Raw genomic sequence first — 22,249 nt, forward strand, 5'->3', positions numbered from 1 at the left:
AATTAACTATGCAAACATCGCTACCAATGGCGCTTTATAAGAACTTTCTGGGACATGCGCCGGACTGGTACAAAAAAACGATTGTAGCGTTTCTGATCATCAATCCCTTCCTTTTCATGGTGGATCCATACGCCGCTGGTTGGGTGCTGGTAATCCAGTTTATCTTCACATTGGCGATGGCGCTGAAATGCTATCCTTTGCAGCCGGGTGGTTTGTTGCTCATTGAAGCCATGTTCATAGGCATGACTTCGCCGGAACACATGATGCACGAAATCGAGGTTAATCTTGAGGTTCTGTTGCTGCTAGTGTTCATGGTTGCCGGTATTCACTTCATGAAAGACCTGCTGCTGTTCCTGTTTACCAAATTGGTTATCAGGGTAAAAAACAAGTTGGTCTTATCGCTTTCTTTCATTATCGCTTCAGCTTTCTTATCGGCGTTCTTAGACGCGCTCACCGTGGTAGCGGTAATCATTGCGGTAGGTTTAGGCTTTTACACGATTTACCACAAAGTGGCATCGGGTAAAGAGTTCCACCACGACCACGATCACACCGACGACGGCAATGTTCAACTCGGTAGCGATGACCTTGAGAATTTCCGCGCATTTTTGCGTAACCTGATGATGCACTCAGCAGTAGGTACTGCCCTCGGTGGTGTAATGACCATGGTAGGTGAACCGCAAAACCTGATCATTGCCGACAAAGCCAGTTGGGGCTTTGGCGAGTTCTTTGTTCGTATGTCTCCAATCACTGTTCCTGTGTTTATTTGTGGATTGCTCACAACCGTATTTCTGGAGAAGGCAAAATTGTTCTCCTACGGCGCGAAGTTACCTGAAGCTGTACGTGACATTCTGGTGTCTTACGACAAACACATGGACCAAGGCCGCACGAATCGCGACAAAGCGCGCCTGGCGGTACAAGCATTAATTGGTGTTTGGCTGGTTGTTGGGCTTGCCGGTCACTTTGCGTCTGTGGGTCTTATCGGCCTGTCGGTTATTGTTCTGGCTACCTCCGCCAGCGGCATCATTGAAGAACACGCACTGGGCAAAGCCTTCGAAGAAGCGTTGCCGTTTACTGCGTTACTTTGCGTATTCTTTGGTGTGGTTGCCGTTATTATCGACCAGGGCCTGTTCCAACCTGTTATCCACTGGGTACTGACATTCGAAGGCGAAATGCAGCTTGTTATGTTCTACCTGGCCAATGGTGCACTGTCTATGGTGAGTGATAACGTATTCGTAGGCTCTGTATATATAACAGAAGTAATGGCTGCGCTTCAGGAAGGCCAAATCACCCGTGACGAGTTTGATTTACTAGCGGTTGCTATTAACACCGGAACAAACCTGCCTTCGGTTGCGACACCTAATGGTCAGGCGGCATTCCTGTTCTTGCTCACCTCTGCCATTGCCCCACTCCTTCGCCTGTCATATGGCAAGATGGTGGTGATGGCACTGCCTTATACTATTGTACTCACCTTAGTAGGACTGGCAGCCACCTATTTTGGATTGGCAGACTCGACCCAGTGGCTTTATGATATGCACCTTATTGAGCATCATACTGCGTCACCGATGATGGGTGGCGAATCGCACTAAGGTCATTATCGGACAATGAAAGTCATTCAATGGATTAGCAGCCAGGCGGAGCACAAACCCGCCTGGCTGTTGTTGTTTCTCTCTGCCCTCGGGCTCTTTTCTACCGCATTATATTTCCAGCACGTAAACGGCTTACAACCCTGTATTATGTGTATCTATCAGCGCACCGCTGTGATTAGTATTATGCTGTCGGCGCTGCTGGTGTTAATCGTGAACAACGGCGTAACCCGCATGCTGGCATTTGCTGGCTGGATCATAGCTTCAGTATGGGGTTTTATGATTGCCCAGGAGCAATACGAAATCATCCATAGTTTTTCCCTTTTTTCCAGCTGCGGTATTGTGCCTAACTTCCCGGAATTTATGCCTCTGCACGAATGGCTACCGCCTATTTTTGAAGCGAAAGGCGATTGTCTTGATGATGGCTGGCGCCTGTTCGGTTTGGGCATGCCTGAATGGATGATGGTGATCTTCGGGGTTTACACTACCGTATTCGTAATCGTGTTTGGCAGCCGTATTCTGGACAAGAAACCCTTTTGATAGACTTATCTACCCTCCCTTCCCGGCTTCCTGCTATCGCTACCACTGCCAGCCCAATTAGTATTGAGCGGATCAGTGAAAAGCATGCTGAGATGCTTTGTGAAGCCGCACAGTTATCTATTAACCACGTACGTCCGTGGATGGGTACTGCGCTGTGCCCGGTTACCCTACCGCAGGCCCGTCAGTGCATCGCGACGTTAAAAGCGCAACGCGATAGTGGCTATGGCATTACCTACCTGCTTGTGATGGACGGAAAGTGTCTTGGCATGGGCTTTATTAACTATATTCACCCGCTGCATGGCAATGCTAACCTTGGCTTCTGGATCCGCCCTGAGGCGTGCGGACAAGGCGTTGCGGTGCAATTAAGTCAGGCACTGAAAAAGCTGGCATTTACTCAAATGAACCTGCACAGACTGGAACTTCTGATCGAACCTAACAACAAGGCAAGCCTTCGGGTGGCAGAAAAGTTGGGGGCAGAAAAAGAGGGTTTTTTACGCAAACGGGTGAGTGGAAGAAATGCACTGCTTTATGCAGTCACAACGGAATAACATGATTGAATTAAGCGAGCAGTTAAACAAACTGCTCGCTATTGCTCTGCCTCGTAAGAAGCCAGCGCTGTGATTAATCGATATCTTTTAATGGCCAGCTGGCGATGTAATCTTCGAAGGCATCCAAATCGACATCGGTTTCAAACACCGTTTTACCTCTTACCGACATCCCTTGTTGATGCATCTTAGCTTTCTTGCCTTTATGCAGCAACGGATGCCAGGACGGCAAACCACGTCCTTCATGCAGGCGACGATAAGCACAGCTTGGCGGCATAAAGAAGATGTCTTTCAGGTTCGCTTTCGTTAGCTTTACACAATCAGGCACCAACTTAGTTCGCTCGGCATAGCGGGTACAGGCACAGGTTTTGGTGTTCAACAGTGAGCACGCGATATTGGTGTAATGAATTTCCTCGCCTTCACTGATAACGTCTGTTGGGGCAGCTTCTTCGGCCTCATCGTCCTCAATGAACTTGTGCAAACAACACTTTGCGCAGCCGTCACATAACGATTCCCACTCGCTATTACTCATTTCTTCTAGCGATTTGGTTTCCCAGAAACGTTCCATTACGCTTCCACCCGGCTTGTAACCATTAAGCCACCCTCAAGAATAGCTTCAATGTTGTCACCGGCCACTAAAGGACCCACGCCTTTTGGCGTACCAGTGAGAACCACATCGCCCGGTGTCAGCGTAAATACACGCGACATTTCGGCAATGAGCGCTAATAAAGGTCGAATCATCTTAGCGGTATGCCCCTGCTGCTTCATCTCACCATTAATATGAAGGGTAAAATGAATATCGGTAGGATCAGAAAACGTAGACGCCGGAACAAAGCCTGATAATGGACAGCTACCATCGAACGCTTTTGCACGTTCCCACGGGTAACCCTGCGACTTGAGTTTACTCTGTACGTCTCTCAAGGTGAGATCCAACGCCAAACCGTAACCTTCAATTGCACCCAACACGTCCTCTTCAGACGCATTCTTCAGCGGTTTATTCAACAAAACCGCGAGTTCCAGTTCATTGTGACATTCGCCTAAATTGTCAGGAATCGTTACCGGCTGCGACATATCGCACAGTGCGGGAGCCGGCTTCATGAAAAACAACGCTTCATCGGGAACAGCATTGTTTAATTCTGCAATGTGGTCGTGATAATTACGGCCTATACATACCGCACGAGTAACGGGCAAATCAATGACTTGTCCATCTGAAGTTTTATGCTGGTACATGCTATTGCCCTTTTTTAATGCGATCGGCAAGATAACTCACAGAAATGCCGAAATAGGAAGACCGGTTCCACTTCATCAGTGTATGGAAGTTATTGTAAACCAGATACAGTCGCCCATCGATGCCATCAGGCATAATTAACGACGCGTTAATATCGACATCCGGTAAATTGGATAGGTCAAACTTACGCACACCATGTTGTTGCCATGTTGCAAGAGGGACAAAATCCGCTTTGCCTAAGCCAGCATTTTCACCCTTATAGCCATCAACAAATTTCACCTGACGTCCCCAGGTGTAATCGTCATTCCACCCTTCGCTAGACAAGAAATTGGCAATCGACGCAAACACGTCCGCTGGGGTTTGCCAGATATCTTTTCTGCCATCGCCGTCATAGTCCACAGCATAAGTTAGAAACGATGTGGGCATGAATTGGCTTTGTCCCATTGCGCCAGCCCACGAGCCTTTTAAATCATCAACGTGAATGTGACCATCCTGAATAATTTCTAATGCGGCATAAAACTGCTTTTTGAAGAGGGTTTCCCGGCGGCCTTCATAAGCCAACGACAACAGAGCGGAAAACACCGGATAGCTACCCTGTATTTTGCCGAAGTTAGACTCGTTCCCCCACAGAGCTAGTATAAAGCGAGGCTGTACACCATATTGCTTACCGATTTCATCCAGTAACGCTTTGTGCTGGTTATACAAATCCAGTGCTTGCTTCACTTTCCAGTCTGGTACCCGGGTGGCCAGGTAATCATCCAGGGTAATTTTCTTTTCCGGTTGATTTTTGTCAGCTTTCACCACCGTGGGTCTGAACGTTACGGTGGCCAGCGCACTGTCGACCAACGCAGCGTCAAAGCCTTTATTTACGGCTTCGGTTTTGATGTCGGCTAAATAAGCATTGAAACCCGCTTCTGTTTTTTCTTCGGCGTGCACGCTGGGTATGGCTAGCGAGAGCATTATACCTGCCACCATAAGGCAGCGTTTAGTCTGATTGAAAAACATTAGCGCTTGTTATCCACATTGGGGGCTAACCCCTGCTCTACGCGATGGGTCGCAAGCATGTCCTCTTCCTTTGGCGGCATTTGTAGATAAAAGCCTTTATCCTTTAACGCGGCTTCGAGATCGGCTTTGCTCACACCGGCTAATTGAGGCCGTTTATCAAGGGGAATGAGCATCACTAATTCAGGAGTGCCGAATTTTTGCATTAGAATTTCTGGCACGTCGTCAAAGGCATTTTTGCCCGGCACATACAAATACATGCCTTCTTTGCGACGAGTTTTATACACTGCACACAACATAAGATTTCCTGGGTTTATTCGGTATTATCGAAAGCCGTTAGCCTACTTGTCAAAGGCCAGTGGGCCCAATAGAGAGGTCAGTTTTTCCTCCAGCAGCGGCCGGCGCCATCCGGAGAGAAGGTCTGGTAACAAACCTTGTGAACGGGTTTCATCTAAATCGAACCACTGCCACTTCAGTAATTGATTGATTTGTTTTTTCGACGCTATGACTTCTTCGGTTACGGATTGTGCTTGCGCCACTTCCGCACAGATCCGTTTTACTGCCGCCAGGTTTTTCTTGTATTCAGGAAAATCGATAAGTCGGCGTATAGGTACAAGCTTACGATCAGCCGGCGTGTCTTCGAATAACTCTCGGGCTTCGGCCACCAGGTTAATAAGTATGTCACCATAGCGGCGCAGCGTTTGGGGCTGCAAGCCCTCGGTGCGACTCAGTGCACTACGACTTACTGGCATTCTGACAGCAATATCAAACATCTGGCCTTCTCGAATCACAAAATTCAATGCTAGATTCTTCTGCCGCGCCACTTTTAGCCGCCATGCCGCGAGATGACGAAATACCGTGAGTTGTTCAGGTGTTAAACGCCACAGGTTTTTTAGATGCAGATATGCCTGCTCTAAAGGCACCTGGGCTTTCTTTTTTTCTGCCAGTACAGCTATCTCCTGCGTTACCCACTCGTATTTACCAACCTGAGCAATTTTCTCAGCCAATTGGCGGTAAACGGGTAACAGGTAAAGCACATCGTTGGCGGCATAACTAAGTTGCGCTTCGCGCAATGGACGTGCCAGCCAGTCTGTACGAGACTCGCCTTTATCCAGCACCACGTTGCTCATTAATTCCACCAACCTGGCGTAGCCCAACGTGGGCCCCATGTCTAATACACTGGCAGCAAACTGGGTATCGAAAATGGGAGCTGGCACCATGCCGAAGGCAGCCAGAAACGTTTCTAGATCTTCAGAACAAGAGTGCAGCACCTTAACCACATTCGGGTTGGCCATCAGATCGACAAATGGAGACAGATCGTCAATCGCCAGCGGATCGATGAGTACCAGGTTTTCGCCATCGAACATCTGCAACAAACCTAGCAGAGGCGTCAATGTGCGGGTTCGCACGAACTCGGTATCAATGGCTACCGCATCAGCTTCCGCCGCTTTTTCGCACACGCTTCTCAGCGCTTTTTCATCGGTTATTAGTTTATATTTCATCATACAAAACAGCCGGCAAAGTAGCCGGCTGTCCCAAGTGTTTATTCGAGCAGGAGCGATTAATCCCGTAATTCCCGTCGCAGGATTTTGCCTACGTTTGTTTTCGGCAGGTCATCTTTAAATACCACTTTTTTCGGTACTTTATAACCTGTGAGATGTTTCCGACAGTGGGCAATAACCTGCTCGGCAGTCAGACTTTTGTCTTTGGCCACGACGAACAATTTCACCACTTCCCCACTCACATCGTGAGGCATGCCTACCGCGGCTGCTTCCACGACACCTTCGTGCATGGCTGCCACTTCTTCAATCTCGTTCGGGAACACGTTGAATCCGGAAACCAGAATCATATCTTTTTTACGGTCAACAATATAGAAATAACCTTCGTCATCCGACTTCGCAATGTCACCCGTTGACAGCCAGCCGTCTTTTAAAATTTCCGCGGTGTCTTCAGGACGATTCAAATACCCCTTCATCACCTGTGGGCCTTTTACCAGCATTTCTCCTGCTTCACCCGGCGCCACATCGTTACCTTCATCGTCTACCAGACGAATGTCTGTTGACGGAATAGGCATGCCGATGGCCCCTTTGTACGCTTTAATTTTAGGCGAGTTCACCGCAACCACTGGGGAACATTCCGTCAGACCATAACCTTCCAACAAAACCGTACCTGTTACGGCTTGCCAGCGCTCTGCTACCGGACGCTGAACGGCCATACCGCCGCCAAGACCAAATTTGAAATGGGAGAAATCTAATTCTTTGAAACCAGGTGTGTTCAGCAAACCGTTAAACAGGGTGTTTACACCAGGCAGTATCGCAAATTGATGTTTAGACAGCTCTTTGACAAAACCTGGCATATCCCGCGGATTAGTAATAAGCAGATTAGGACAGCCAAACTTCAAGAACAGCAGACAGTTCGCCAACAGTGCGAAGATGTGATAAAGCGGCAGCGCGGTAACCACTAAATCTTTACCGGGCTCAATAACGATTTCAAGAATACCGGAAACTTGCTCAAGATTCGCAATCATATTCCGGTGCGTCAGCATGGCCCCTTTAGACACACCTGTCGTGCCGCCGGTGTACTGCAGAAAGGCTAAATCCTCACCCTTAATGTCAGGACGTTGATAGCTTAACTTTTCTCCCGATTTTACTGCCGACATAAAAGATTCGGCAGTAGGCAGTGAGAAGTCAGGTACCAGTTTTTTGATATATTTAACGCCCAGGTTGACCACCCAACGCTTCGGCGCAGGCAACATATCGCCCAGGGCTGTGCGATAAATATGTTTAAGGTTTGTTTTGCCGACCACTTGCTGCAACGTGGCAGCAAAGTTATCAACAATCACTATCGCCTGAGCATTGGCATCATTCAGTTGATGCTCCAACTCCCGAGCAGTGTACAACGGGTTTACGTTTATAACGGTTAAACCGGCGCGGAGAACGCCAAACATGGCAACAGGATACTGCAGCACGTTGGGCATCATAATAGCAACGGCATCGCCTCGCTTCAGGCCACTGCTTTGCAAATAGGCTGCAAACTGGGCTGATAATTCATCAAGTTCTCTGAACGTGATGCTGTGCCCCATGTTCATGTAAGCAACCTGATCGCCATAGGTTGTTACAGACTGCTCGAAGATATCGACAATAGAGGCATAGCGGTCAGGGTCAATGTCTGCCGAAACACTTGGGTCGTAATGCTCTAACCAAATTTTTTCCACACACCCTCCGGTAACATTTATTTTTATAGTTGATTTACAGATACTGCTTAACCAATATTTTACAACTGGTCTGATTAGTTGCGTATCTTATAGGATGACAACAAAAAGATAAACGTTCCTGTTTACAATTGTTCAACAAACTGGCGAATTGCCCTCCCCACTTCGTCAGTTTTTTCCATATGAATATGGTGACCCCCATCAAACACTTCACATTGGCTAGAAACAAACCAATCTTTACGCGCGCCATATACATCCGGCATTTTCTTAAAGCTGTTGCTAGCAGCAGCGAACCACACCGGGCAAAGCACATTTCGCATGAGCGCTTCGGCCTGCTCTTCAGTATAGCGCAGGGTAGATTTGGTTCGCAGTTTAGGATCGCTCGACCAGAAACAGTGCCCCGATGCATCTTGCGTGAGATTGCGGGAGAGAATCACTCTAGCGTTGTCTTCATCAATATCTGATACCGCACAACGGGCTTTAACCGCATCCTCTAAATCAACGATATTTAGCCGGTTTTTGCGTTTCTTAAAACGACTTTGAATCGATTCTCGCATTTGTTCAGCACTGCTTTCCGCTGATTTTGTGAGTGGTCCACAGGCATCAATGCTAATAACGGCTTTGACGTGGTCGGGAAAAGCGGCAGCGTACAGTGTTGCTAAAATACCCCCCAGGGAATGGCCTAATAGAATAACGTCTGAAAACGCATTTTCTGTGATCAGCGCATACAAATCTTGCAGGAAATCAGCTTGATGGTAATGGGCGCCAGCCGGACGATGGGAAGAGTGCCCGTGACCAGCTAAATCCAGCGCGATAAACCGGCTGTTCTGCAAATACGGGGCAAGTGGTGCTAGAGAAGCCGCATTATCCAGAAAACCATGAAGTCCGATTACCACCGTGCCAGCACCCTGGTTGTCCAATGCTGATAGTTTGATATCACCCAGTTGAAACTCTGTTTCTTTCATCGCCATTCTCTCCAGCTATGCGGCAACAAATAACAAAAGAGCGGCAATCTCTTGCCGCTCTGCCAGGAAAAACGTGTCCGCATTTTATTACTGTTCTTTTCTCACAACAGATCGTGTTGCGCTTGAAGTTGGCCGTGGGGCTGCGCGACTCGATACGCTGCTTCGGTTTGAGCGTGAAGAACTACCCACGTTATTGATCGACGTTTTTCTCATACGAATGGCCGGACCGTTGCTGTACTGATAATAACCATTGTAAATACCAAAGCCCCAAGGCGATGAGAACGGTCTATAAGCACCGTAATAGAACGGAGAGTACCAGCCCATGCGGTAATCAAAGAACAGCGGATTGATATAGTTAACCGAGTTCTTACGCCACATATGATAATTTTCACCATTTAATAACGGATACATGTACGGTTGCTCGCCAACCATGCCGGCAATCGGTTTTTGCACTTCACCCACGAACGTCACCAGGCGCCCTTTTTCAAAATGAATAGGATCAACAAATCCGTCCATCGCGACTTTAAAGCGACCGATAGTCTCCTCGCCCGCGTTAGGTTTTCCGTAATGATTCAAAGGGAAATTAACGATTTCGACGAAGGTTTTTTCGGGTTTATTTTCCACTCCAACAATAATCCCGCCCCATCGAGCAGTCTGTCCGATTACAGAATCCCCACCGGTTACAGCGCGGTTATACGAAACAAGATTCGTATCGTCAGGCAAATCGATGTCGTCCGGAACAACAGAGCAACCTGTTGCCAGTGCAATTGCAGCTAATAAGAAAAGAGAACGCAGCATAGTAGTTCCTGAATATTTGATAGGCATGTTCATTATCCTACTGCAAGCTGAATGCTAGCTGAACAATAGGTATTCCTAAACATTATACGAATGAAGCACTAAGAAGGTTAACGCCTTATCGCATTAGGCGTAGAGATCAACGCCAAGTAATTCGCGAATATTGTCCCGTTGCGCTTCCCGCTCAAGACTTTGATAAGCTGCGACAGCTTGTCTGCCCTTTCCTTCAGGCTGGTCATAACCGGTTTGCTGTTGAAATTTGCGTGCAGAATTTAATACGTCGTCAGAGGCATCGTTGCGGATAGGTTTTAGCTCAACAATGCCCTCGAGCGGTTGAGCCTGGTCTTTCTGACGGGCATCAACACGCTCAGGCTGTGCGCGTTGCGGAGCCTGTTCCGGTCTGATGATGTCAAAGCCAGATTGGATTTCCATAATGTAAACGCGTTAACCCTTACAATTTATCGATTACATTTTATACAATGAGAGCCCATATTGAGAAAGAAGTCAAGCAAAAATTGCGCCATCACTCTCTTCCAGGCAACTTTTTCCAGGTGACCTTATCGCGTAAGTAAACCGGCTCAATATGTTCAGCTTCGCTTACATCACCTAGAGCAAATTGCTGTTCGCCAAGGCTTAACATAAAGCGAGCATCGGGATACAAAACCGCAACCTCGGCGTCGCACTTGGCTGTGAGTTCCGAGTACGCTGCCCACCCTGTTCCTGCTTGACTTGCACTATCGCTAAGCAAAGACGCAGCATGTTCGGGAGGACAAACCCTCTCTTCATCCAGCAGTTGTACCAGCCCGTTTTCAGCCTGATATTGTGCAAAATACACTTCGCTCATTCGCGCATCAATAGCCACTGCAACCGATGCGCTCCCCTGTGATTCAAGGACTTGTTGCGCCATCGCAGCAAGCGTACTCACCCCAGCCACTTTCAAACCTGAGCCCAAAGCCAACCCCTGAATCATACCGGTTGCGATGCGCACTCCTGTAAAACTCCCCGGGCCACGACCATAAACCAGACCATCAATGTCTTTTAGCGTAACGCCAGCCTCTTTAAGCACCTCGTCTACCATGGGCAGCAAACGCTGGCTATGTTGTTGAGGACAGATTTCAAACCGATGAAAATCACCCTGATCAGTTCTCACAGCCACTGAACAGGCTTCTGTGGCGGTATCTATAGCAAGAAGGTTCATACAATTCCTGTTAATCGATGGTTTTTAAAAATGACTCAACCACATCGAGTGAGCGGGTACGTTTCATGTCTGGCAGACTGGCAATAAATGTCTGCGCGTAATTTTTGGTTACCAGGCGATTATCGCAAATAACCAACACCCCTTTGTCGGTAGGGTCGCGAATTAAACGCCCTGCCCCTTGTTTAAGGGTGATAACTGCCTGTGGAATTTGAATGGCGGCAAACGGGTTCGCCCCCCGCTTTTTCACATCATCCATTCTGGCCTGTAACAACGGATCGTCTGGCGAGGCAAAGGGCAGTTTATCAATCATCACGCATATAAGGTCGTTTCCACGAACATCAACCCCTTCCCAGAAGGCACCGGTACCCAGTAATACGGCTTGTTCGTCGGCAAGGTATGCATCGAGCAACGCTTGTTTTGTGGTGGTGCCCTGAACCAGCAAGGTGTTTTCTACGGCAAATTCCAGACGTTTAGCAATTTCCCGCAACATGGCGTGACTGGTAAACAACAAGAAACATCGGCCTTTACTGGCGGCAATTAAACGTTTGGCCGTTTCGAATAAGGTATCTTTCATGCTGAAGCTGTTTGGCTCAGGCAAATACCGGGGCACACATAAAATGGCTTGTTCGCGGTAATCAAACGGGCTTTCTAATTCCAGGGTTCTGGCATCATCCAGGCCCATCCGCTTTTGAAAATGGATGAATCCGCCATCAACGGTAAGAGTGGCAGACGTAAACACCCAGCCGCGGGGCACTGCATTAATGAAACGACGGAACTTGGCTGCAATAGAGAGCGGTGTCAAATGCAGAATAAGATGACGCTGGGTGGTTTCATACCATAAGCTCACCCCATCCTGCTGGCCGTCACACAACGCTGCGAGCTGGTCGCGGGTTTGTGCTACACGCTCATAAATATTGTCGAGATCTTTATCACGCCCCAAGTGCAGTTTAATGACTTCGTAGAGCACAGCAATGCCGTCGGTCAAGCGGGAAATCTGCGTTTGGACGTCCTGCCTGTCGAGGGCTTCCGCCCAGTTGCCTTTTTCCGGCTGCTCAGGAAACAGCAAGCGTAAATCTGCAGCAGCAATTCGGCATTTCTCAGCAGATTTATCCAGTTGGTCGGCGTCTTTAAGCACGGTGCGATAAAGCACGTTGATGTCTTTTGCCAGTTCCTGCAGTTGGCGTGTCGACAACGATTCACCAAAGTAGTCACTGGCAATGTCTGGAATTTGATGCGCTTCGTCGAAAATAATGGCATCAGCTTCGGGGATCAGCTCACCAAAACCCGTATCTTTTAAGGCCATATCTGCAAAAAACAAATGGTGATTAACCACAATGATGTCGGCTTCCAGCGCTTTGCGACGCGCCTTTACAAGATAACAATCTTCATAGTCCGGGCAATCCCGCCCCAAGCAGTTATCCACCGTGGAGGTGATAAGTGGCAGAACTTTGGCATCTTCCGGCAGGGTTTTCAGTTCCCCTACATCACCGGTTTTAGTCGTTTCCGCCCAGCTGCGCACGGTAGAAAGCTGCCCCAGCACTTCTTTTTCCACCAGCATTGAATTTCCGCCATGCTGTGACATTCTATGCAGACACAAATAGTTGGCGCGGCCTTTAAGCAATGCCGTTTTACGGCGACTTCCCAACGCTTTCTTCATCACCGGTAAATCACGGTGATAAAGCTGTTCTTGTAGGTTTTTGGTACCGGTGGAAATGATCGCTTTACCTTCTGCCAGTAGCGCGGGGCCAAGATAAGCAAAGGTCTTACCGGTACCCGTTCCGGCTTCTACAATCAGGCTGTGTTGGTCGTCCAGCGCTGACTTCACCGCCAGCGCCATATCGGTCTGCGCTGCACGGGGCATAAAGCCAGGTATCGCCTGAGCCAATAATCCGTCAGCAGAGAAAATTGAAGAAACAGAAGGCATAGATCACAACTAAAAATTTAAAGCGCGTAGTATGCCAGAATTATCAGGAAAATGGGGCAGCTTTTCACTGCTCGGAAGAATGGATTCTCGAAGGCGTTTTTTTAAACGGCTTCGTAAACGCGATACGCCCATGGCGACAAAATTGGCGGCTGGGAGGCATCCAGTTCCACGCGCTGTTCACTGAGCACATCGATGTATTGCCCATTGTATAAATCGGCATCGAAGGTAGGAGAAACCACATCAGCTGACAAATTAAGGATAACTAACACCTTGCCGTTATCATCTTGCCGAACATAACTGAAAACCCGAGAGAGATCGTTACACACCACCTGCAACATTGTGGCACCGTATTCACCGTTCCATAACGCTGTAGTCCGTTTTTTGAGCGCGATGAGCTGTTTATATAGATCACCGATGGGATGTTCCTGCCATTCGATGGGGTCACGTTCAAAGAACGCCAATCGCTTTGATTCCCCGGCTTCCTGACCATTATGGATGAGTGGCACACCCTCACCGGTTACAGACAACACAATCGCGGCTTCTAAGGCGTTGGCAAATTGCTCGTGTTGCGTGCCATCCCAGGCGTTTTTGTCGTGGTTACTAACGAATGTCATCCGGTAAGCGGATTTTGGCCAACTGCGCTCATTCCAGGAATAATACTTTCTTAACCGGTCAACCGGCGCTTGCCCATGAGCGATTCCATGTAGCGCCTCATTCCAACTCCAGGCATAAGACATGTTGAAGGCTTTTTCATGCAAATCGCGATTTTCCCATTCCGCCAGCAGAAAAACCGGTTTAATGGTATCTAACGCCACCCGCGCCTGCGCCCAGAAATCATTCGGCACATACCCGGCAACATCACAACGGAAACCGTCAATGTCAAAATGCTCAACCCAATAGCACATGGCTTCCACCATGTAACGTCGAAGTGCGGGTACGTTGTAATCGAATTCGATGATGTCGTCCCAATCCCACCAGGGAGATGGTCGGAAATTTCCTTTGTGATCCCGGGCATACCAGTCTGGATGAGAAACGGTTAACGGGTTGTCCCAAGCACTATGGTTTGGGATCCAGTCGAGGATCAGCTTCATGCCCAGCGCGTGCACAGCTTTTACCAGCTTTTCAAAACTGCTGGCATCGCCAAACTCCGGGTTGATGGCATAGTAATCTTTTACCGAATAAGGACTTCCCAACTCACCTTTGCGATTCATTTCGCCAATGGGATTTACCGGCATCAAATAAATAATATCAGCACCAAGTGCTTTGATCCGTGCTAAGCCTTCCCGCACGCCGTCGAAATCGCCATTGCTGCTGAACTGACGGGTATTAACCTGGTAAACAACAGCATTTTTTGACCATTCAGGTTGTGACACCTGATAGGGATTTTGCGGTACAAACGGTTCTGCCATCTTCATTCCCTTTTCAGATTGAACGCCGGTAATTCCCTCGCATTTCATTAGCAGGTTTTCACCGGCACTACATTGTTTACGGTGCAATAGAGGAAAAGTTTGTCAGGCACTACAACATTATTGGCGCTAATGAAAAACCGGCAAGCCACTTAAGCCAAGTAACAGCACCCAAAAACCAAAAAACAATTTCAGTTTTTGTACCGAAAATGCTAGCACCACATAGCGGGCCAAGCGGCCGCCGATGATTGCCCCTGCGCCTGCAAATAATACCACCTGCCAGGCTACCGCCTGCGTTTCGACAACATGGTAGATGACGCCAAACCACACGGTTACCGCAGAAAGGATAACCGCCACTGCTATAGCCATGGTGACGCTAAAACCTCGCAAAATAAGTAGCACAGCCACGAGCTCACCAACACCAACAGATAACCATGCGGTAATCGCACCGCCGACGAACCCCACCACAGGTAGCAATAATACTTCCACACTGGACATTTCCGATTTGAATGCAGTTTTACGCAGCAGCGGAATACTGGCAAAAATCACCAGGGCTAGAAATACAGAAAATACGCCAAAACCAAGGTGTAAATCGTCCACATTGCCTTGAATGGCAGAGAGAAAAGGCACACTGCTCGCCGCGTACTGCGCCATAAGTAAACCACATACCGAACCAGGTATGGAAAGCACAAGCACCTGGGGTAAAACCGACCATTGCGCATTTTGCCTTTCAGTATGCGTAAAATGTCCCCACCAACTAAATGCCCCGGCAGTCATACCACAGCATTGAATGGCAAAGCTGGTGGCAACAATATCTACCGGTGCAAACCCTAAGTGGTTAAATACGGGTACGAATACGACGCCTCCACCAGCGCCCGTGGCGTTGGCGAAAATAGCCCCAATGACACCAAGCACAAAAAAGCCGCCAAAATCCGATGCCAGGTTTAGTGGTTCAGGCTGACTAAAAAACACCACGCCCCACACAAGCAGCAGAATAGAAGGTACGGTAAAACGGTTTAACAGAGTGGACACAGATAGTTACTTCTCAAATTCGATCATATTTTCGCCACTGGGGCGTAGAATCATAATGCGGTTTGTACTTTGATGACATTAGCAGTAAATTGCATAGCGAATAAATAGGGAATCGTAGCAAAGGAGTTCACCAAATGCGAAACATCAGGGGCCGCTTTAAGCCAGTTTTTCTTTCCAGCTTGTTCACCACGTTTCTGCTCAGTGCATTATCCTGCCAAGCAGCCTCCGTATGGCAGGTTTCCAAAGGTGACAATACGATTTATCTTGGCGGTACCTTACACATTCTGAGTCCTGATGATTATCCTCTGCCCAAACAATACGAAGTCGCTTACCAGGCTGCCGATTTACTGGTTTTCGAAACCGACCTGGCGGCACTCGTTTCTCCTCAGTTTGTTGAGCAAACACAACAATTAATGACCTACAAGAACGGACGCACCATTCGTGACGATTTAAGTGAAGATACGTACCAACAACTGAAAACCTATCTTGCGCGCTACGGTGTGAGCGTAACGCAGGTAGAAAAAATGAAACCGTCGTTTCTTGGCATAACACTTTCTATGATGGCGCTTCAGCATGCCGGGCTTACTAATCCCGGCGTCGATAACTTCTTCTTCACCAAAGCAGATGCCGACGAAAAACGGGTAGACTGGTTTGAAACGCCCACTCAACAACTTGAGATCCTGTCTAAACTTGGGGAAGGCGAAGAAGATGCTTATATTCGCTACTCTCTTGAAGAATTAGATACCATGTCTGAAACCCTGGAACCCATGAAGCAAGCCTGGCGCAATGGCAACATGAACCAGTTGTTTGATTCATCGATGGACACATTCAAAAACGATTACCCACAAGTCTACGCCAACGTACTGACAAAGCGTAATTTAGCCTGGCTGCCGAAAATAGAAGAATATCTGGCTACGCCCGAAACCGAATTTGTATTGGTAGGCACCATGCATATGGCTGGCCCCGATGGCGTGCTTAGCATGTTAGAAACCAAAGGTTTCACCGTGCATCAGCTCCAGTAAATAGTACAAATAAATGCTTAGTTTTTGTTTCGCTACATAAAAAATATAATCAGATGAAATAAAAACTCTCTTCATTTGAAGTTTTAAACTATTCTTACAGCATGACCCAACGAGAACATCCCGGATCTGACGCGACTGGTCCGGGCCCTATTGAGCTTTGCTTAGCTGAGAGATAAGCATTGTCGGAGTTTCCATGTCTATTAAGCGTAAGTTTTTAATTTCTATTTCTGCGGTTATCGCCCTTTTCACCGTTGTAATTTGTATCGTTACCGTGAGTGCGATTAAAACAGACATTGACGAACGGATCTCTTCACAGGTTGATGCAACCACCAATCGTTTGCTGAACATATTCACTGTTACCGATTCAATAATGAGTGAACGCGTTAAAAGTAGTATGGCGCTGCTTAAACAACGTGGACAAGCTATTGGCATACCGTCTCAACGGGGAACGGCAATGGTTAAAGAAACCACTGCCAATCAGCTCTATCTTGGTAGCCAACCACAGGCAAATAATTTTGCGTTGGTAGATGGCCTTACGCAAATAATGGGCGGCACAGCAACCTTATTCAGTAAGACTGGCGACGACTACATTCGGGTAAGCACCAACGTTATTAAAGACGGACAGCGCGCCATCGGCACCAAATTAGCACCTCAGGGCAAAGCCATGGCAATGATAAAAAAGGGCCAGGCTTACTATGGTGAAGTCGATATTCTGGGTAGTCCCTACCTTACTGGCTACGAGCCCATGTTTAATGCATCGAATCAGGTTATTGGTATTTGGTACGTAGGCTATTCAGCGGATCTAAAAGTGTTGGAAGAAGCTATTTCGTCCAGTCACATTCTCGATAAGGGTTTTGTGGCGCTTAGAGATGCGAAAGGCAATGTAAGAATGCACTCTTCACATGTAAAGATTTCAGACGTAGACGAAGCTTTGGCAAATCGCGGCGATTGGAAAATCACAGTAGTACCTTTTAAGAATTGGGGTTATGACATCATTCTGGTTGAATCGGAAAGCGAAAAATCCGGCATGTTGACCTCTGCGATTCTCCACCTGCTGGTCAAAATTTTGCTCGCAGGTGCCATCATTCTTATCGCCCTGGTGATACTGGTTAAACGGGTTGTTGGTCAGCCTCTCGACGAATTCCAAAAAGTGGTCAGCGACTTATCCAGTGGTGAAGGTGACCTCACCTTCCGTTTCGATGTGAAAAACGATGATGAATTTGGCCGCATGGCTAAAGCGTTTAATAATCTGTTAGAGCAGCTACAAACAACCTTACAGACAGTCTGCCAAACAACACAAACCATGTTGGCGAAATCACAAACGTTGAACGATACCGCCCATGGCGCTAAAACAACGGTGGCGTCACTCACCAACGAAACGGATGCCATTACGGGCGCGATCACAGAAATGCACCAAAGCGCTGAAGCCGTGTCCAACATAGTTATTCGCTCAAGCGATGCCGCCCGCGCTGCCGATACCGATACACGAAACAGTGTGAATGTACTCAAAGCCACCATTGCTGACATCGAGAAGCAAGCCCAGGAAGTCGACGCATCAGTACAGGTAATCACCGAACTTGCCCGCTCTAGCGAAGAAATTAGCGGTGTCATGGATGTCATTCGCAATATTGCCGAGCAAACAAACCTACTAGCGCTTAACGCGGCTATTGAAGCGGCGCGCGCCGGTGAACAAGGCCGGGGCTTTGCGGTGGTTGCCGATGAAGTTCGTTCACTCGCCAGCCGAACACAGAGTTCTACCGAAGAAATCAGAGTGATGATCGAACGCCTGCAACAAGGTAGTCGTGATGCCTCTGAGCGTATGCAATCGAATAAAGAGAATGCTTATAACACAGTGGAAGTTACGCAGAAAGCCGGAGAAACTCTGCAACAAGCGCTTACCGCTGTGGCGACTATTTCTGAATTGAACCAGGAAACGTCATCCATGGCGACGCAGCAAGCTGCCGTTTCTAAAGGTATTTCTGGTCGATTAGACAGTATTCAGCGCGCGGGTCAGGAAAATCTGCAGCATGCGCAAACGGTGTCTGATAACTGTGAAGAACTGGTGCAGCAAATTTCGCGAATGCAGGAACAGCTCAAACGTTATCGCTTTTAATTGTAGTTAAATGAGCGGCGTAAATCCGACAATGTGTCGGCAATTTGCGCCGCTTTTTTATTGTTAAAAGAACTGTAAATCTCGATTCCACCGCTTAACTCAATGATAGAGTTAACTTTTCTATACTTTGCACATTAATTGCAGTCAACGCTTATAACAATATTGTCGAAAGACAAATTGCCTGTTCAGCAAGTTGGCATCAGGCTGCTTTAAAGGAGTAATGAATGAAAAGTAAAATAAAAATGATAACAAGCGCACTGGTTCTGGCGACGATTGTCGCGGTATCTGGTTGTGCGTCAATGGGTCAAGGCACCATAGCTGAGAAACGAGAAGCGATTCTTACCATGCAAGATGTCGCGCTGGCTAAATTGTATAAAGAAAAACCGGATGTTCGTGCCCAAATCGAAACGGCACCAGGCTATGCCGTGTTCAGTAATGCCAACGTGAATGTGATTTTTGTTTCTGCCGGAACAGGGTACGGCGTGGTGAACGATAATGCCACCGGTCGTCAGGTCTATATGAACATGGCTGAAGGCGGTGTCGGTTTAGGTATTGGTGCAAAAGATTACCGCATAGTCATGGTATTCCATTCTCGCAAGGCTATGGATTATTTCGAAAAGAATGGTTGGACAGCTGGCGGCAATGCCGACGCAACAGCGAAAGCCGGTCAGAAAGGTGTTTCCGTAGAAGGTGAAGGCTATCTCGGCGATATTACTGTGTATACGCTGACAGAATCTGGTCTATCGCTACAAGCAACAGTTAAAGGCACAAAATTCTGGGTAGACAAGGCCCTCAACTAATTTCAGCGAACTAACCAGACACGGTGACAACTCAGATCTGATGAAACGCCTTAAATGATAACAGACACCCGCGAATTAACGTCGCATTGTGCATCGCTTCTATGGCAAAGTCCTGTACATAGGTCTTGCTTGGAAGCGGTGGCAACAGATATGGCCAAAGCTCTGGATCAACCACAACATCAAATAATACGCCTATATCACTAACCGTTAACTCTCCTTATTGACATGCTAGCCAACATATGTGAAATTACACATATGTTTAAAAACGTATATGTGATTTGATTCATTGTATGGATGTACTGCAACTATTTAAATGCCTAAGCGACGATACCCGCCTTAAGTGTGTGATGTTAATTCATTGCTTTGGCGAGGCGTGTGTGTGCGAACTTATGGAAGCGCTGGCACTGGACCAACCCAAAATATCTCGCCATTTAGCGCAGCTGCGAAAGTGCGGCATTTTGCTCGATGAGCGCCGTGGAAAATGGATGTATTACCGCTTACAGCCTGAATTATCAAAGGCTGCACGCGCCATTATTAGCACAGCGGTTGATTGTCAAAATACTGAATTTGACGCCCTTAAAGCAAAATTCACCCGCTGTCAGATCAGTGACTCTGGCTGCTGTTAACCGCTACTGAAAACATCAAGTAAGGAATATGATGAAAATATTATTTATCTGCACACACAACCGTTGTCGCAGCATTTTAAGTGAAGCCATCACCAATAAAATAGGCGAAGGTGTGATTGAGGCGCGCAGTGCGGGTAGTCAGCCCGTTGGTGATGTGCACCCGCTGTCAGTGAAGTATTTGGAAGAAACGGGCTATCACACTGAGGACTTGCGCAGTCAGTCCTGGGATGAATTCGAGGCATTCGACGCGGATTTAGTGATCACTGTTTGTGACTCTGCCGCTGGCGAAACCTGTCCGGTATGGTTTGGGAAAAGCGTTAAAGCCCATTGGGGGCTCTCTGATCCGTCGAAGGTAACCGGTACAGAAGAAGAGATTAAAGCCGCTTTCCTTGCCTGCATCGACATCATCGAAAAGCGTGCCGCCGAATTGCTTAGCATTGCGACACATAGCAAAGAACCAGCTGCACTCAGCGCCGCTTTAAAGAAACTAGGGGCACAAGCCTAATGACCAAGATACCAGATCTACCTAATATCAATGAGGACCAGTGGCATTCGCCAACATTTGATGCTTGCGCCCCAACGTCGCTCACACATAAACCACGCATTTTACTGCTTTATGGATCATTACGGGCCCGTTCATTCAGCCGCCTTCTCGTAGAAGAAGCTGCCCGATTGCTTACCGCCATGGGCGCTGAAGCTAAGGTGTTTAATCCCGAAGGGCTCCCCCAAACCGATACCGAAGACGAGCACCATCCCAAGGTAAAAGAATTGCGTGAGTTGATGATGTGGTCTGAAGGCCAGGTTTGGTGTTCGCCAGAGCGTCATGGCGCAATGACCAGTATCTTCAAAAGTCAGATTGACTGGGTGCCGTTAAGTATTGGTGGTATGCGCCCCACCCAAGGCAAAACCCTTGCGCTGATGCAGGTATGCGGTGGATCGCAGTCATTTAACACGGTGAATCAGATGCGGATTTTAGGACGTTGGATGCGCATGGTCACCATTCCTAATCAGTCTTCGGTTCCCAAAGCTTTCCTCGAGTTTGAAGAAGATGGACGAATGAAACCCTCGCCTTTTTACAACCGCGTTGTGGATGTGATGGAAGAGTTGATCAAATTCACCCTGTTGCTGCGCGGCAACAAAGATTATTTTGTCGACCGCTATTCTGAACGGGTGGAAAGTGCTGAAGCACTCAGCAAGCGTGTAAACCAAAAATCGATTTAGGACATTGTAATGGGATTATTTGAACGCTTCTTATCAGTGTGGGTGGCTCTCGCTATTATTACGGGTCTGGTGGCAGGCAGTCTGTTTCCGGATTTATTTGCAGCGGTAGCCGGGCTGGAATATGCCCATGTAAATCTGGTAATTGCGGTTCTTATCTGGCTGATGATTTATCCAATGATGGTACAGGTGGACTTTTCCTCTATCAAAGATGTGGGTAAAAAGCCTAAAGGATTGCTATTAACTCTTGTGATCAACTGGCTGGTGAAGCCTTTCTCTATGGCGTTTCTGGGTTGGCTGTTCTTCAAAGGCCTGTTTGCTGATTGGGTCGACCCACAAACCGCCAGCGAATACATCGCCGGTATGATTTTACTGGGTGTAGCGCCCTGCACAGCCATGGTATTTGTATGGAGCCAGCTAACGAAAGGCGATGCAAACTACACACTGGTACAAGTCTCAGTAAACGATATCATCATGATTTTTGCCTTTGCGCCTCTGGCAGCTTTTCTGCTTGGCGTAACCGATATCACGGTTCCCTGGGATACGTTACTGTTGTCTGTAGTACTGTACGTATTAATTCCACTGGTGGCCGGCGTATTCACTCGCAAAGCGCTAGATAACCACAATAACCACCAGCGGTTGAACCGCTTTCTTGCCACCATGAAACCCTGGTCAATTATTGGTTTACTGGCCACCGTGGTGCTGTTATTTGGTTTTCAGTCTGAAACCATCATCGCCGATCCGCAGGCCATTGTTCTGATAGCGATTCCCCTGCTTATCCAGACTTACGGTATTTTCGCTATTGGATATTGGCTGGCGAAAAAAATGGGGCTATCGCATCAGGTGGCCGCACCGGCCTGTATGATTGGCACCTCGAATTTTTTCGAGCTGGCAGTGGCCGTAGCCATTTCACTGTTTGGCCTGCACTCCGGTGCAGCCTTGGCGACCGTAGTCGGTGTGCTAGTTGAAGTGCCGGTGATGTTGTCGCTGGTGTGGTTTGCTAACCGAACTCGACATTGGTTTGCCTGAATTCGCTGCAAC

23 protein-coding genes are annotated in these 22,249 nt (G+C 47.9%); 10 read left to right on the plus strand and 13 right to left on the minus strand.

Annotation, left to right across the window (positions count from 1 at the left end):
- Positions 1-8 precede the first annotated feature (8 nt).
- From nhaB to ACXAGX_RS20020, 3 genes are read left to right on the plus strand one after another with little or no spacing between them, the layout of a single operon-like run.
- Positions 9-1,586, plus strand: a complete 1,578-nt coding sequence (gene nhaB, locus ACXAGX_RS20010) for a sodium/proton antiporter NhaB (RefSeq protein ID WP_474840574.1) — start codon at positions 9-11, stop codon at positions 1,584-1,586.
- A 15-nt stretch (positions 1,587-1,601) separates the two neighbouring features.
- A complete protein-coding gene (gene dsbB, locus ACXAGX_RS20015) occupies positions 1,602-2,123 on the plus strand; it encodes a disulfide bond formation protein DsbB (RefSeq protein ID WP_474840576.1) in 522 nt (173 codons plus the stop codon).
- Complete coding sequence (locus ACXAGX_RS20020; RefSeq protein WP_070125413.1) at positions 2,120-2,671, plus strand: GNAT family N-acetyltransferase; 552 nt, start codon at positions 2,120-2,122, stop codon at positions 2,669-2,671. Before dsbB ends, ACXAGX_RS20020 begins: the two co-directional genes overlap by 4 nt.
- Positions 2,672-2,744: 73 nt before the next feature.
- Here the strand turns inward: ACXAGX_RS20020 and ACXAGX_RS20025 are convergent, their stop codons facing one another.
- The 13 genes from ACXAGX_RS20025 to ACXAGX_RS20085 all read right to left on the minus strand — a co-directional run bounded on the left by ACXAGX_RS20025 (position 2,745) and on the right by ACXAGX_RS20085 (position 15,429).
- On the minus strand, positions 2,745-3,236 hold the full coding sequence (locus ACXAGX_RS20025) for a YcgN family cysteine cluster protein (RefSeq protein WP_474825023.1): 492 nt from the start codon (positions 3,234-3,236) through the stop codon (positions 2,745-2,747).
- Positions 3,236-3,898 carry a fumarylacetoacetate hydrolase family protein gene (locus tag ACXAGX_RS20030; protein WP_474825024.1) on the minus strand — a complete coding sequence of 221 codons (663 nt, stop codon included), beginning with the start codon at positions 3,896-3,898 and terminating at the stop codon, positions 3,236-3,238. Before ACXAGX_RS20030 ends, ACXAGX_RS20025 begins: the two co-directional genes overlap by 1 nt.
- Position 3,899: 1 nt before the next feature.
- Positions 3,900-4,901: a lytic murein transglycosylase gene (locus tag ACXAGX_RS20035; RefSeq protein WP_474840578.1), complete on the minus strand. Its 1,002-nt coding sequence runs from the start codon at positions 4,899-4,901 to the stop codon at positions 3,900-3,902.
- Complete coding sequence (locus ACXAGX_RS20040) at positions 4,901-5,197, minus strand: YcgL domain-containing protein (RefSeq protein ID WP_474840580.1); 297 nt, start codon at positions 5,195-5,197, stop codon at positions 4,901-4,903. The genes ACXAGX_RS20035 and ACXAGX_RS20040 overlap by 1 nt, the downstream gene beginning before the upstream one ends.
- 42 nt (positions 5,198-5,239) lie before the next feature.
- On the minus strand, positions 5,240-6,400 hold the full coding sequence (rnd, locus tag ACXAGX_RS20045) for a ribonuclease D (protein ID WP_474840643.1): 1,161 nt from the start codon (positions 6,398-6,400) through the stop codon (positions 5,240-5,242).
- Positions 6,401-6,459: 59 nt separating this feature from the next.
- Positions 6,460-8,112, minus strand: coding sequence for a long-chain-fatty-acid--CoA ligase FadD (fadD, locus tag ACXAGX_RS20050; protein ID WP_474840582.1), 1,653 nt, complete (start codon positions 8,110-8,112; stop codon positions 6,460-6,462).
- Between the two features lie 122 nt (positions 8,113-8,234).
- Complete coding sequence (locus tag ACXAGX_RS20055) at positions 8,235-9,074, minus strand: alpha/beta fold hydrolase (protein WP_474825029.1); 840 nt, start codon at positions 9,072-9,074, stop codon at positions 8,235-8,237.
- 87 nt (positions 9,075-9,161) lie between these two features.
- Entirely contained in the window at positions 9,162-9,872 is a 711-nt protein-coding gene (locus ACXAGX_RS20060) for a Slp family lipoprotein (RefSeq protein ID WP_474840584.1), read from the minus strand.
- Positions 9,873-9,995: 123 nt separating this feature from the next.
- The gene (locus ACXAGX_RS20065) at positions 9,996-10,301 is read right to left on the minus strand and encodes a hypothetical protein (RefSeq protein WP_474825031.1); all 306 of its coding nucleotides are present in this window, start codon (positions 10,299-10,301) and stop codon (positions 9,996-9,998) included.
- A 91-nt stretch (positions 10,302-10,392) separates the two neighbouring features.
- The gene (gene tsaB, locus ACXAGX_RS20070) at positions 10,393-11,067 is read right to left on the minus strand and encodes a tRNA (adenosine(37)-N6)-threonylcarbamoyltransferase complex dimerization subunit type 1 TsaB (protein WP_474825032.1); all 675 of its coding nucleotides are present in this window, start codon (positions 11,065-11,067) and stop codon (positions 10,393-10,395) included.
- 10 nt (positions 11,068-11,077) lie between these two features.
- The gene (locus tag ACXAGX_RS20075) at positions 11,078-12,991 is read right to left on the minus strand and encodes an ATP-dependent DNA helicase (protein ID WP_474840586.1); all 1,914 of its coding nucleotides are present in this window, start codon (positions 12,989-12,991) and stop codon (positions 11,078-11,080) included.
- A 101-nt stretch (positions 12,992-13,092) separates the two neighbouring features.
- Positions 13,093-14,406 carry an alpha-amylase family glycosyl hydrolase gene (locus tag ACXAGX_RS20080; RefSeq protein WP_474840645.1) on the minus strand — a complete coding sequence of 438 codons (1,314 nt, stop codon included), beginning with the start codon at positions 14,404-14,406 and terminating at the stop codon, positions 13,093-13,095.
- Positions 14,407-14,526: 120 nt separating this feature from the next.
- The gene (locus ACXAGX_RS20085; RefSeq protein ID WP_474840588.1) at positions 14,527-15,429 is read right to left on the minus strand and encodes a sulfite exporter TauE/SafE family protein; all 903 of its coding nucleotides are present in this window, start codon (positions 15,427-15,429) and stop codon (positions 14,527-14,529) included.
- 134 nt (positions 15,430-15,563) lie between these two features.
- Here ACXAGX_RS20085 and ACXAGX_RS20090 point away from each other — a divergent pair, with 134 nt between their 5' ends.
- The 7 genes from ACXAGX_RS20090 (at position 15,564) to arsB (ending at position 22,237) form a co-directional block, all read left to right on the plus strand.
- On the plus strand, positions 15,564-16,451 hold the full coding sequence (locus tag ACXAGX_RS20090; protein WP_474825035.1) for a TraB/GumN family protein: 888 nt from the start codon (positions 15,564-15,566) through the stop codon (positions 16,449-16,451).
- A 193-nt stretch (positions 16,452-16,644) separates the two neighbouring features.
- Positions 16,645-18,564, plus strand: coding sequence for a methyl-accepting chemotaxis protein (locus ACXAGX_RS20095; RefSeq protein WP_474840590.1), 1,920 nt, complete (start codon positions 16,645-16,647; stop codon positions 18,562-18,564).
- A gap of 224 nt (positions 18,565-18,788) precedes the next feature.
- Positions 18,789-19,364 carry a lipid-binding SYLF domain-containing protein gene (locus tag ACXAGX_RS20100; protein WP_474825037.1) on the plus strand — a complete coding sequence of 192 codons (576 nt, stop codon included), beginning with the start codon at positions 18,789-18,791 and terminating at the stop codon, positions 19,362-19,364.
- A 347-nt stretch (positions 19,365-19,711) separates the two neighbouring features.
- Positions 19,712-19,990, plus strand: a complete 279-nt coding sequence (locus ACXAGX_RS20105) for a metalloregulator ArsR/SmtB family transcription factor (protein ID WP_474825072.1) — start codon at positions 19,712-19,714, stop codon at positions 19,988-19,990.
- Between the two features lie 31 nt (positions 19,991-20,021).
- Positions 20,022-20,495, plus strand: coding sequence for an arsenate reductase ArsC (locus ACXAGX_RS20110; protein WP_474840592.1), 474 nt, complete (start codon positions 20,022-20,024; stop codon positions 20,493-20,495).
- On the plus strand, positions 20,495-21,211 hold the full coding sequence (arsH, locus tag ACXAGX_RS20115; RefSeq protein WP_474840594.1) for an arsenical resistance protein ArsH: 717 nt from the start codon (positions 20,495-20,497) through the stop codon (positions 21,209-21,211). Before ACXAGX_RS20110 ends, arsH begins: the two co-directional genes overlap by 1 nt.
- A 9-nt stretch (positions 21,212-21,220) precedes the next feature.
- The gene (arsB, locus tag ACXAGX_RS20120; protein ID WP_474840596.1) at positions 21,221-22,237 is read left to right on the plus strand and encodes an ACR3 family arsenite efflux transporter; all 1,017 of its coding nucleotides are present in this window, start codon (positions 21,221-21,223) and stop codon (positions 22,235-22,237) included.
- Positions 22,238-22,249 lie beyond the last annotated feature (12 nt).

This window comes from Alteromonas sp. ABV4_515 (assembly GCF_056160345.1).